The organism is Stenotrophomonas sp. 05L414_2 (genome assembly GCF_056397905.1).
Genome location: NZ_JBFTOJ010000122.1, coordinates 1 through 12,887 on the forward strand (window position 1 = coordinate 1; position 12,887 = coordinate 12,887).

Annotated in this window: 9 protein-coding genes and 1 tRNA gene; 9 read left to right on the forward strand and 1 reads right to left on the reverse strand. The window is 67.0% G+C overall.

The window, feature by feature from the left end; genetic code table 11:
• From AC1DJN_RS15750 to AC1DJN_RS15775, 6 genes are all read left to right on the forward strand, one after another.
• The coding region (locus tag AC1DJN_RS15750) for a DHHA1 domain-containing protein (RefSeq protein WP_478039441.1) at positions 1-661 on the forward strand (661 nt) is incomplete at its 5' end.
• Positions 662-809: 148 nt separating this feature from the next.
• Positions 810-1,013, forward strand: coding sequence for a carbon storage regulator CsrA (csrA, locus tag AC1DJN_RS15755; protein WP_025878924.1), 204 nt, complete (start codon positions 810-812; stop codon positions 1,011-1,013).
• 78 nt (positions 1,014-1,091) lie between these two features.
• Positions 1,092-1,184 (forward strand) — tRNA-Ser (locus AC1DJN_RS15760).
• Positions 1,185-1,304: 120 nt separating this feature from the next.
• Positions 1,305-1,715 carry a nuclear transport factor 2 family protein gene (locus tag AC1DJN_RS15765; protein ID WP_081794571.1) on the forward strand — a complete coding sequence of 137 codons (411 nt, stop codon included), beginning with the start codon at positions 1,305-1,307 and terminating at the stop codon, positions 1,713-1,715.
• Positions 1,716-1,725: 10 nt separating this feature from the next.
• A complete protein-coding gene (locus AC1DJN_RS15770; RefSeq protein ID WP_442251493.1) occupies positions 1,726-6,456 on the forward strand; it encodes an ATP-dependent helicase in 4,731 nt (1,576 codons plus the stop codon).
• A 169-nt stretch (positions 6,457-6,625) separates the two neighbouring features.
• Positions 6,626-7,108, forward strand: a complete 483-nt coding sequence (locus AC1DJN_RS15775) for a LuxR family transcriptional regulator (protein ID WP_100436082.1) — start codon at positions 6,626-6,628, stop codon at positions 7,106-7,108.
• A gap of 57 nt (positions 7,109-7,165) precedes the next feature.
• Here the strand turns inward: AC1DJN_RS15775 and aceE are convergent, their stop codons facing one another.
• Positions 7,166-9,838: a pyruvate dehydrogenase (acetyl-transferring), homodimeric type gene (gene aceE / locus AC1DJN_RS15780; protein WP_478039443.1), complete on the reverse strand. Its 2,673-nt coding sequence runs from the start codon at positions 9,836-9,838 to the stop codon at positions 7,166-7,168.
• 272 nt (positions 9,839-10,110) lie between these two features.
• Between aceE and AC1DJN_RS15785 the strand changes: the two genes are divergently transcribed.
• The 3 genes from AC1DJN_RS15785 to AC1DJN_RS15795 form a co-directional block, all read left to right on the forward strand.
• Positions 10,111-10,626 carry an RNA polymerase sigma factor gene (locus AC1DJN_RS15785; protein WP_025878928.1) on the forward strand — a complete coding sequence of 172 codons (516 nt, stop codon included), beginning with the start codon at positions 10,111-10,113 and terminating at the stop codon, positions 10,624-10,626.
• Entirely contained in the window at positions 10,623-11,660 is a 1,038-nt protein-coding gene (locus tag AC1DJN_RS15790; RefSeq protein ID WP_333622262.1) for a FecR family protein, read from the forward strand. The genes AC1DJN_RS15785 and AC1DJN_RS15790 overlap by 4 nt, the downstream gene beginning before the upstream one ends.
• Positions 11,661-11,801: 141 nt before the next feature.
• Positions 11,802-12,887: STN domain-containing protein (locus AC1DJN_RS15795; protein WP_478039445.1), on the forward strand; the 1,086-nt coding region annotated here is incomplete at its 3' end.

Genomic DNA, 12,887 nt, shown 5'->3' on the forward strand with positions numbered 1-12,887 from the left:
GAAGATGGGCGACTACTCCACCGAGCTGTGTGGTGGCACCCACGTCAACCGGACCGGTGACATCGGTCTGTTCAAGATCACCTCCGAAGGCGGTGTCTCGGCCGGTGTGCGTCGTATCGAGGCCGTCACCGGCCAGGGCGCGCTGGACTACGTGGATGCCGAGGAGGCCCGTCTGGCCGAGGCCGCCGAGCTGCTGGGTGGCAGTGCTGCCGACGTGGTCGAAAAGATCCGTGCGCTGGGCCTGCGCCAGAAGCAGCTGGAGCGCGAGCTGGAGGCCGTGAAGGCCAAGGTAGCCGCCGGCGCCACCGCCGACCTGTCCGGCCAGGCCGTCGAGGTCGCCGGTGTGAAGGTTCTGGCTGTCCGCCTGGAAGGCTTCGACGCCAAGGCCCTGCGCGATGCCATGGACCGCCTGAAGCAGCAGCTGGGCGACGCGGTGATCGTGCTGGCCGGTGCCCAGGACGGCAAGGCGGCGCTGGTCGCGGGCGTGAACGGCAGTGCAATGGGCAAGGTCAAGGCCGGGGAACTGTTGTCCCATATCGCCGGTCAGATCGGGGGCAAGGGCGGCGGACGCCCGGACCTCGCCCAGGGTGGTGGCGAGGACGGGCCCGCCCTTGCTACCGCGCTGGCTGCGGTCGTCGAATGGGTCAGCCCCCGCCTGTGATGAATCCCTGCCGTCCCCCTCCTTGTAGGAGCGGGACGGCTGACGGTACCATTGCGAATCTTTTCCCTTTGTCGTGGGCGCGCTTCTTGACGGAGCGTCAAGCCGGTGGGGGATACCCTTCCACACGGTTCCATGGAGACTTAAAAAAATGTTGATCCTGACTCGCCGCGTCGGCGAAACCCTGATGATCGGTGACTCGGTGAGCGTCACCGTGCTTGGCGTCAAGGGTAACCAGGTGCGTATCGGCATCACTGCGCCGAAGGACGTCGCCGTGCATCGCGAAGAGATCTACCAGCGCATCCAGCGTGGTGACGAAGCCGGCAGCACCGGTGGTGAAAATTCTGCGGAATAAGGCTTTACCTTCGCGCGTGATTAACGTTATGATTCACGCCCCGCTGAGGTGCAACGCACCAGACGCGGAGAAAACCCCGGAGCGATGCCCGAGCGGCTGAAGGGGCTCCCCTGCTAAGGGAGTATAGGGTCAAAAGCTCTATCGAGGGTTCGAATCCCTCTCGCTCCGCCAGATGCAAAAGAACGCCCGCAGATCCTCGATCTGCGGGCGTTTTCTTTGTGCGTCGCGTTGACCTGCGGCCCACGATCGCGGTGCTAGGTTCGCACAATGACCGCCGAGCGGAGCACGTCGATGACCAGTGCGAACAAGGCCACCCTGCTGGCTGCGAATGCTGCGATTTCCGTATTGGATATCGAAGGGTTCCTGCAGCACTGCACCGATGACATCGAGTGGAACGCGATCGGTGACACGGTCATCAATGGCAAGGCGTCCCTTCGCCAATGGATGAAGGCGAACTACCGGGAACCTCCCGAGTTCACCGTGACCGAACTGGTGGCCGAAGATGACATGGTGGTGGCTGTGGGTACGATCGTGACCACGGATACTGACGGCGGGCGGACCACGCGTCTTTACAGCGACGTCTGGCGTTTCCGTGACGGCAGGATGGCTACGCTCCGGGCCTTTGTTGTCGACCCTCGGATCAGCTGCCTGATGCAACCAGCGCCAACCAAGGCCCGGCCAACGGGCCGCAGCTGGGTATGATCGACGCACCATGACGCCGCCTGATTTCCCGCAGGACCCGCTGCAGCGCTTCCATCCCGCGACGCAGGCCTGGTTCCGTGCCGCGTTCGATGCCTCCACGCCGGTGCAGGATCAGGCCTGGTCGTCGATCGGTGCCGGGCAACATACCCTGGTCATCGCGCCAACCGGATCGGGCAAGACACTTGCCGCATTCCTGCATGCCATCGACCAGCTGTTCGCCGAGCGTGATCGGCAAGCGCGCGCAGCGCCGTTGGCCAAGCCGGTGCGGCGAACCCGTGTGCTGTACCTGTCGCCGATCAAGGCGCTGGGCAGCGACGTGCAGCGCAACCTGCAGGTGCCGCTGCAGGGCATCACCGACGAGCGCGCCCGACGCGGCGAGCCGGCGGTGCAGCTGACCGTCGCATTGCGTACCGGCGATACCTCCAGCAGCGAACGTGCAGGCCTGGTGCGGCGGCCGCCGGACATCCTGATCACTACGCCCGAGTCGCTGTACCTGATGCTGACCTCGCAGGCACGCGAGATCCTGCGCGATGTGCAGACCGTCATCCTCGATGAAATCCATGCAGTGGCCGGCGGCAAACGCGGTTCGCATCTGGCGCTGAGCCTGGAACGGCTGGATGCGCTGCTGCACGAGCCGGCGCAGCGCATCGGCCTGTCGGCCACGGTGCGGCCGGTCGACGAGGTGGCGGGCTTCCTGGGCGGCGACCGCCCGGTGAGCGTGGTCCAACCCGGCTCGGCGCGGCAGCTGCAGATGCGCATCGTGGTGCCGGTGGAAGACATGTCCAGCCTGACTACGCAGGGCACGCCCGGGGAGCGCGACGGCGGCGCGCGGATCGGCTCGATCTGGCCGCACGTGGAGGCAAGCATTCTCGACAACGTGCTGCGCCATCGCTCGACGATTGTCTTTGCCAATTCGCGTGGCGTAGCCGAAAAGCTGACCGCACGCCTGAACGAGCTGCACGCCGGACGCAGTGGCGAAGACGGCGCAATCCGTGGCGATTCGGGTAACGGGTTGGCCTATGGCTCTTTCACCGGCAGTACGGTCAACCGGGTCTCCGCTGCGCCGGCACTGATTGCACGCGCGCATCACGGATCGGTCTCCAAGGAGCAGCGCGGCGAGATCGAGCAGGCGCTGAAATCGGGTGCACTGCGCTGCGTGGTGGCCACGTCCAGCCTGGAGCTGGGGATCGACATGGGGCTGGTCGACCTGGTGATACAGGTGGCCGCGCCGCCGTCGGTGGCCAGCGCCCTGCAGCGCGTTGGTCGCGCCGGCCACCAGGTGGGTGGCATGTCCCGCGGTCTGGTGTATCCGCGTACGCGGCGCGACCTGATCGATGCCGCTGTGGTGGTGGACAGCATGCTGGCCGGACGCATCGAGGCCATCGCTCCGCCGCGCAACCCGCTTGATGTGCTGGCCCAGCAGACGGTGGCGGCGGTGGCGATGGAGCCGTGGCAGGCCGATGCCTGGTATGCGCGGGTACGCCGTGCCGCGCCGTACCGCTCACTCCCGCGCAGTGCCTTCGACGCGGTGCTGGACATGCTTTCCGGCCGCTATCCGTCCGAGGATTTCGCCGGCTTCCGGCCGCGGCTGGTATGGAACCGGCAGAGCGGTGAGCTCAGCGCTCGCCCTGGTGCGAAGCAACTGGCGGTTACCAGCGGCGGCACCATTCCCGACCGTGGCATGTACAGCGTGGTGCTGCCTGAAGGAGAAGAGCGGGCCGGATCGCGCCGCGTCGGTGAGCTGGACGAGGAGATGGTCCACGAGTCGCGGGTGAATGATGTGATCACGCTGGGCGCGACCTCATGGCGGATCGACCAGATCACCCACGATCAGGTGGTGGTGACGCCCGCACCCGGACGTTCGGCGCGCCTGCCGTTCTGGCGTGGCGAAGGTGTCGGCCGCCCTGCCGAACTGGGACAGGCCATCGGTGCGTTTCTCGCCGCGTTGGAGGCGCACATCGATAGCAGTGACACCCCTGCGACGGCGCTGCACGCACGCCTGCAGGCCAGTGGCCTGGACGCCAACGCGATCAGCAACATGCTCGGCCTGGTCGCCGAGCAGCGGCAGGCCACGGGCGTGCTGCCCACCGATCTGCGCCTGGTGGTGGAACGCTGCCGCGACGAGCTGGGCGACTGGCGGGTGATGCTGCATTCGCCGTATGGCCGCCGCGTGCATGATCCGTGGGCATTGGCGGTGGCAGCACGATTGCGCGAACGCTGGGGCATCGACCCGGCCGTGGTCGCCAGCGACGATGGCATCATCGCGCGGATTCCCGACAGTACCGGGCGCGTTCCGGGGGCGGACATGTTCGTGTTCGAACCGGAACGGTTGCGCCGCACGATCACCGCGGCGGTCGGCCATTCGGCACTGTTCGCGGCGCGCTTCCGCGAGTGTGCCTCGCGCGCACTGCTGTTGCCGCGTCGCACGCCGGGGCGTCGATCGCCGCTGTGGCAGCAGCGCCTGCGCGCCGGCCAGTTGCTGGAAATCGCGCAGGCCCATGCGGAGTTCCCGATCCTGATCGAGACCGCCCGCGAGTGCCTGCAGGATGTCTACGACCTGGATGCGCTGGACGCGCTGATGCAACGCGTTCAACGCGGCCAGGTGCAGTTGCTGGACGTCGCGACCGAGGTGCCTTCGCCGTTCGCGGCCAATCTGCTGTTCGGCTATGTCGCCGAGTTCATGTACGAGGCGGACGTGCCGCTGGCCGAGCGCCGCGCCTCGGTGCTGTCACTGGACAGTGGCCTGCTCGCCGAGCTGCTGGGCCAGGTAGACCTGGGTGAACTGCTGGATGCGGGGGTGGTCGATCAGGTTGAACGTGAACTGCAGCGGCTGGAACCTGCGCGCAGGGCCCATGGCATGGAAGGCGTGTCCGACCTGCTGCGCGAGCTGGGACCGTTGCCTGCATCGGACCTGGCGCTGCGCCTGTCCGATCCGGAATGCGTGGAAGTGCACCTGGCAGCGCTGCAGGCGCAGCAGCGCGCCATCCCGGCTTCAATTGCCGGCCACACGCAGTGGGTCGCCGTGGAGGACGCCGCACGTGTGCGCGATGCGTTGGGTACGGCGCTGCCGGGCGGGCTGCCCGAGGTGTTTCTTGCAGACATGCCCGATCCCCTCGGCGATCTGCTGGCCCGCCACGCACGTACGCATGCGCCCTTCACCAGCAGCGCGCTGGCCAAGCGGTTCGGGCTGGGTGTGGCGGTGGTCGACGGCGCGCTGGAAAGGCTGCAGGAGCAGGGGCGGGTGCTGCGTGGCAATTTCGGCGCAGCGCGGCGACAGCAGGGAAATGAGCGGGTGCATCCGTCGCCGGACGTAGTGCACGAATGGGTCAGCGAAGATGTGTTGCAGCGTCTGCGCCTGCGTTCGCTGCAGGCCGCACGTGAAGCCACCCGGCCGGTGCCACCGGCAGCCTATGTGCGCCTGCTGCTGGAGGGGCAGGGGGTATTGCTGGAAGGCGGCGCCGGGCGTGCCCGCAATGGTGCCGTTGCGGCCATGCTTGAGGGCAGCGACGGCGTTGCCCGTGTGGTCGAGCAGCTGGCGGGGTTGCCGCTGCCGGTTTCGGTCTGGGAACACCAGGTCCTGCCGACCCGGGTGCGCGACTACGCACCGGCCCTGCTTGATGAGCTGCTGGCCACCGGCAGGGTGCTGTGGGCCGGGCACGGACGGCTGGGTGACGACGACGGCCTGGTGTCGCTGCACCTGCAGGAACATGCCGCCGAAACGTTGCCGCTGCTGCCGGAAGCGGATCCGGCGCTGCGTACACCGATGCAGGACGCCATCGTGCAGGTCCTGGCCGATGGCGGCGCCTACTTCGCGCGGCAGCTGGCCACGCAGGTGCAGTCACGCCTGGTCGGCAGTGCGGCGGCGGCCGAGGACTTCCAGCTGGCGCTATGGCAGCTGGCCTGGAGGGGCGAAGTGAGCAGCGACCTGTGGTCGCCGTTGCGGGCCCTGGCCGGCGTGCGCCAGCAGCGGGCACGCGTTGCGTCGGCCTCGCGGCGCACGCGGGGTTTCCGCTTCATGCCGACGCTGGACGCGCGGGCCACGGCGCTGGACCCGGCCATTGCCAGCGGGCCGACCCTGGCGGGGCGATGGTCGTTGCTGCCCCGCGAGCGCAGCAACGACACGGTGCGGGCGCTGGCGCTGGGCGAAAGCCTGCTTGATCGCTACCGGGTGGTGACCCGGGCGGCGGCAATGACCGAAGCGGTAACCGGTGGGTTCCCTGCACTGCAGCCTGTCTATCGAGGCATGGAAGATGCCGGGCAGGTCCTGCGTGGCCGCTTCGTGGCGGGGCTGGGCGGAGCACAGTTTGCAGAGCGCGGCACCATCGACCATCTGCGCGAACTGTCCGAGCGTGTGCCGCGTGAGCTGTCGGTCGTCGCGCTGTCAGCGCTGGATCCGGCCAATCCCTTCGGCAGCCTGCTGCCGTGGCCGCAGCCGGTGGCCGGTGCACGTCCGCTGCGGCGTTCCGGTGCGATGGTGGTGATCGGCAACGGCCGGTTGCTGCTGTACCTGGCGCAGGGCGGGCGGCAACTGTCCAGCTGGATCGAGGGCGGGGCGGAGGATGCGGCCAACACTCTGGTTGCCGCTGCACAGGCCTTGGCCGTGGCATTGCGCCGGGGGCGGCGCCTGTCCTTCACCCTGGAACGGATCAATGATGTGCCGGTGCATCGCGGCGCGCTGGTGGACGCGCTGCGGGCCGCAGGCTTCAGCAACGAGCCGCGCGGACTGGGATGGAACGGCTGAGCGCGGCGGAATCACCTCGATGAATGCTCACCCCGTGGGGCCTGGCCCCGGATCGGACTGCCGGACTGTGATGCAGTTCGTTACGCGCATACCCCGGTGGCTGCAGAGTCCGGGTAGCGTGGCATCGTGCACGCTGCGCAGACGGTTCATCACTCGACAGGAGACTCACATGAAGCTGTTTTCTGCTGTGCTGCTGTCCCTTCTTTCGCTGCAGGCATCGACGGCGGAGGCGGCCGACGCTCTGCCTTCGCCCCTGCTCGGCCGCTGGTCGCTGGAGATCGCCACTTCCGCGCTTCCTGAGGCGCAGCGGCCGCAACAGGTCGTGCTGGAATTCAAGGATGCCGGTGCGGGCAGGTGGAGCTCGCACGTGGACATCGTCCTGCATGATGGCAAGACCATGAAATCCGACGGTACGCTGGCACTGGATGGCACGCCCGCGGCGTTGACCGGCAGCTACGGCGCCAACCAGGCAACGCTGAAACTGCCGGCGCCGAACACGCTGGTGATGCAGCTGGTCGATCATGGCGCGCCGGCGTCCACCCGCGTGTACACGGTGGCCGCCGATCGCTCAACGATGACCGAGACCAAGGCCTTCTTCGGCCATGACGGCACGCCGATCCTGCAGACCAACCTGTTCAAGCGGTTGCCGTAGTGATGTGATGCAGCGGCACCCACAGAAGCGTGCTCTGCGGGTGCCGTTGCTGTTCTGTCATGCTGCGGCGGGATCGCGCTTGCCGGTGTCGATGCCGTACCGGTCGATCGCCTGCTGCAGCAGGCCCCGTTCCACATGCCCGTCATCGGCCAGGGCCTTCAGTGCCGCCAGTACGATGAAGTGGCGATCGATTTCGAAGAACGTGCGCAGCGATTCGCGTGTATCCGAGCGGCCAAAGCCATCGGTGCCGAGTGCGATGAAGCGCCGGTCGTTGATGAAGGGGCGGATCTGGTCGCCGACGATCTTCATGTAATCGGTTGCCACCACCACCGGGCCGGCATGGTCCTGCAGGCACTGCTGCACGTAGGGAACGCGCGGCTCGTCGGCCGGATGCAGCAGGTTCCAGCGCTCGGCAGCCAGGCCATCACGGCGCAGTTCGGTCAGGCTGGTGGCACTCCAGACATCGCTTGCGATGGCGAAATCCTGCTGCAGCAGATCGGCGGCGGCCAGCACCTCGCGCAGGATCGAGCCACTGCCCATCAGCTGCACGCGAGGCTGTGCCGTGCTGTCGGCAGCGGCGGGACGCAGCAGATGGAGCCCCTTCAGGATGCCGGCTTCGGCGCCGTCAGGCAGTGCAGGGTGCGGGTAGTTCTCGTTGAGCAGGGTGATGTAGTAATAGATGTCTTCCTGGTCCACATACATGCGGCGCAGGCCGTCGTGGATGATCACTGCCAGTTCGAAGTTGTAGGTCGGGTCGTAGGACACGCAGCTTGGAATCACCGAGGACAGCACGTGGCTGTGGCCATCGTCGTGCTGCAGGCCTTCGCCCATCAGGGTAGTGCGGCCGGAGGTGGCGCCAAGCAGGAAGCCACGGGTGCGCGCGTCGGCCGCTGCCCAGGCCAGGTCACCGACGCGCTGCAGGCCGAACATCGAATAGAAGATGTAGAACGGAATCGTGGCCAGGCCGTGGTTGCTGTACGCGGTGCCCGCTGCGATCCACGAACAGATCGCGCCGGATTCGTTGATGCCTTCCTGCAGGATCTGGCCGTCCTTGGACTCCTTGTAATAGCTCAGCTGGCCGGCGTCCTGCGGGGTGTACAGCTGGCCCAGGAAGGAATGGATGCCGATCTGGCGGAACAGCCCTTCCATGCCGAAGGTACGCGATTCATCGGGCACGATCGGGATCACCAGCCTGCCCAGTTCGGGATCCTTGAGCAGGGTGGTGAGGATGCGTACGAAGCCCATGGTGGTGGATTGGCCACGATCACCGCTGCCCTGCAACTGCACGTTGAACGTGGACAGCGGCGGCAGCGGCAACGGATCGACCTGGGTCAGCCGTGCCGGCAGCTGGCCGCCCTGCGCCTGGCGACGCTGTGCGAAGTAGAGCGCCTCGGCGCTGCCCGGTTGCGGGCGCAGGTAGGGCATCTCTTCCAGCTGCCCGTCGCTGACCGGCAGGTCGAAGCGGTCACGGAACGCACGCACCGCGTCGGCGCTCATCTTCTTCAGCTGGTGGTTGATGTTCTGGCCTTCGCCGGCCTCGCCCATGCCGAAGCCCTTCACCGTCTTGGCCAGCACCACGCTCGGGCCACCGCTGGTGTTCACCGCCTGCTGGTAGGCGGCGAATACCTTCTGCGGATCGTGGCCGCCGCGTGCCAGTGCCCAGATCTCGTCGTCGCTCATGTCCGCCACCAGCGCCAGCAGTTCCGGGTAGCGCCCGAAGAAGTGTTCGCGCACGTAGGCGCCACTCTGCGACTTGAAGGTCTGGTAGTCGCCATCCACGCACTCCATCATGCGCTGGCGCAGCAGCCCGCTGTGATCGCGTGCCAGCAGCTCGTCCCAGCCGCTGCCCCAGATCACCTTGATCACGTTCCAGCCGGCGGCGCGGAAGGTGCCTTCCAGTTCCTGGATCACCTTGGCGTTGCCACGCACCGGTCCGTCCAGACGTTGCAGGTTGCAGTTGACCACGAACACCAGATTGTCCAGGCGCTCGCGCCCGGCCAGCGAAATGGCCGCCAGCGATTCGGGCTGGTCCATTTCGCCGTCACCAAGGAAGGCCCAGACCTTGCGGCCCTGGTGCTGCTTCAGCCCCCGGTATTCCAGGTAGCGCATGTAGCGGGCCTGATAGGCCGCCGTCAGCGGGCCCAGGCCCATCGACACAGTGGGAAACTGCCAGAACCCGGGCATCAGCCGCGGGTGCGGATACGAGGACAGGCCCTCGCGTCCGGCTTCGCGGCGGAAGTTGTCCATCTGCTCGGCACTGAWGCGGCCTTCCACGTACGCCCGGCCGTAGATGCCCGGGGCCGAATGACCCTGGATGTAGATCATGTCGCCGTCGAAGGTTTCGGTCCGTCCACGGAAGAAGTGATCGAAGCCCACGTCATACATGACTGCTGCGGATTGGTAGGTGGCGATGTGGCCGCCGACATTGGAATGCCTGCCGGCACGCAGCACCATCACCATGGCGTTCCAGCGGATCATCGCGTTCAACCGCCGCTCGATGGCCAGGTCACCCGGGTAGGCGGGCTGGCGTTCGGGGGGAATCGTGTTGGTGTAGGCGRTCCACGCGCGGGTGTGCAGGTCGCCATGCTGCTGCACATCGAGTGCATCGAGCTGGTCCAGCAGATAGTGCGCGCGGGGGCGRCCGCCGGCCTCGATCACCGCCTGCAGGGACTCGCGCCATTCGCGGGTTTCCTGCGGATCGGCGTCGAGAGGGAAATGTGCCTGGTTCATGCTGCGTCTCCAGAGAGCGCCGGTTCTGCACCTGCACGGCACCGCCGGCAGGGCGACAGCTCTGGAGCGGAGTCGCGCCGGCGGGTCCGTGGCGCGGGGGCGGCCGTGGTGGCTGCCGAGGAGACAAGCGTAGGCGCCGTATCGGCTGGCGGGTAGACGGGCGACGATTGGGTCTGCGCGAACCTTCGCTTGGCCATGCAGCGCTGCAATGCGGATGTCATCGTTGGTGTGCACCCTGCTGGGTTTTCCAGCCTCGGGGTGGTTGGTCGGTTGTGAACAGCGTCAGGATCTGGGAGAAGAGCTACGCCTTGCGGCGCCGCCTGCTGCGTGGCTTCTTCCTTCGGCGTGGTTCACAGGCTGCCGATGCCGAGGACCTGGCCCAGGAGGTCTACCTGCGGCTGCTGCGCAGTACCGGCGAAGATGCCCAGGCGATCGAGAACCCCGAAGCCTATCTGTTCGCGGTGGCTGCCAACCTGGCGCGTGAACAGGCACGCTCGCGCTCCGGCCTGCCACAGATCGAGGACGTCGACCTGCTGGCCGAGGTACTGCGCAGCGAGGAGGACATCGAAGCTGATTTCGAGCGGGCGCAGCGCTGGAGCGGAATCCGCGGCGCCATCGCGCAACTGCCGCCGACAACGCGGCGGGTGATGGAGCTGCACTATCGCGATGGGCTGGATTGCCGGCAGGTGGGGGCACAGCTGGATGTGTCGGTGCACATGGTGCGCAAGCACATCGGCAAGGGACTGGATGCCTGCAGGAAGGCGCTCGGCGCCGGGAAGGATGGATGAACCGGCAGGAGCCTGCAGCGATGGATGACGAGGTGGCCGAGCAGGCCGCGCACTGGTTCCTGTGCAACCGCGAGGGTGACCTGAGCGCCGCTCAGCGCATCGAGTTCATGGCATGGATGAAGCGCTCTCCCGAACACATACGCGCGTACCTGCATGTCCTGCACGTGCACCGGCAGGTAGGCGCGGTGATGGTGGCGTACGGACAGGAGCAGGGGGACAGGGCCGCGTTGCCGGAGCTGCCGGCAACGGCGAAAGTCGTGCCGTTGTTTGCCGTACCGGTGCCCGTGCCGCGCGCCGTGGTCGCATCGCGATCACGCCGACCACTCTGGAGGCGGGTGGCTGCGGTGGCCTGCTGCCTGTTGCTGGTGGCCGGACTGGTGCCGTGGCTGATGCCTCGCGAACAGATGCTGATCGCCGGCCACGGGCAACTGCGTGAGGTGGTGCTGGCTGACCGGACGCAGGTGCGCCTGAACGCAGACAGCCGTCTGCGGGTGAACATCGGCTGGTTCAGCCGTCGGGTGGAACTGCTGAGCGGCGAGGCCACGTTCGATATCGCAGCGGATCGCCGGCCGTTCGAGGTGCAGGTTGGCGATCTGCGGATCCGCGACATCGGCACCGTGTTCGATGTCTCGCGCCGTTTGCAGAGTACGCGCATCGGCGTGGTGTCCGGCGAGGTGGAGGTCTGGACCGCCGGCAGCGGGCAACGACGGCTGGCGCAGCTGCCTGCCGGGAAGGTGGTCCAGGTCGATCACCGCAGCCATGCGGTGCAGCCATTGGAAATACCGATGTCCATGCTGCTGGACTGGCAGCAGCGCCGGGTGTCGTTCCGCGATGAGCGGCTGGACGAGGTGGCGGCTGCCTTCAACCGCCACAACCAGGTACAGGTGCGGCTGACCGATGACGCGGCGCGCGCGGCGCGTCTGTCAGGCAGCCTGGAGGCGCACCGGGTCGCAGCGCTGCAGGCATTCCTGCAGCGGGACGCGCGCTTTGTCATCCGCCGCGAAGCGGACACGGTGTGGGTGTCCAGCCGTTGATCGCGGTTCGGCGAAGGGCTGTCAGAAAAAATTCATCGAATCGGCGTTCTCCACTTCCGCCGATGCCGGCTCTTACTTGGGAGAAGCCGCTGTCGCATGCCGACGCGGTACCAGCAGTCCTCTCTCCTCCAAGGAACCGTGATGCGCAAGAAGCTCTATCTGTCGGTGGTACTGGCCTTGTCTCCCTGTCTGGGTGCGCATGCACAGGCGGCGTCGGCCAATGGGCTTGAGACCCGGGTCACCGCAGCGATCGCCGCGCAGCCGCTGAGCCAGGCGCTGGAGCAGCTGTCACGCAGTTCGGGCGTGCAGTTCCTGTATGCCGGCGCGGGCGCTGCACCCATGGCGGGCGCGGTACCGCGAGGAGCCACCGTCAAGCAGGCGCTGGACACGCTTCTGGCCGGCACCGGCCTGCGCTACACGGTGGTGGACGGCAACGTGATCGCCATCGACGCGGCACCGGTCTCGCGGGAAAGCCGGCAGGCCGCACCGGCATCGCGCCCACCGGAAGCGGTGGTGGCCCCGACCCTGGGCACGGTCAAGGTGATCGCCGCCCATGAGGTCATCGACCAGAAGAAGACCTCGCCGGTGATCAAGGATTCGGTGATCTACGACGAGATGGACAGCTATGGCGATGAGACGCTGGCCGAGAGCCTGATGGCCGCGCCCGGCCTGAGTGCGGTGGAAGATGCGGGCGAACCGCGTTACGTGACCGTGCGCGGCGTGCAGGCCAATCTCAACTACACGACCATCGACGGCATCGCGATCGCAAGCGTGGGCGGCAGTGGCTCCGGCGAGCGCATGAACAACCTGCAGCTGATTCCCAGCGACATCGGCACCCGCACCGACATCTACAAGAGCTTCAGCGCCGAGCAGGCACCGGATGCCATCGGTGGTGTGATCGACATCATCAGCCGCAGCGCCTTTGACCGCTCCGGCAAGTACGTGTTCGCCGACGTGGCCGGCATCCATTCCACGGCCGAGACCAATGTGGGGCGCAGCGCGGGGGGCGACCACAAGACCTTGGGCCACTTCGGCAAGAGCGCCAAAGCGGTGTTCTCCAATCAGTTCGGCGGCGACGATCAGTTCGGCATCGTCGCGGTCGCGCGCTACGAACAGCGCTCGCGCAACAGCGTCAAGCGCTGGGTGGAATCGAACTACTACTACAACGATGCCGGCAAGTACCTCACCGATGGAACCACCGGCCCCGACGAGGCGAAAGGCTGGAAC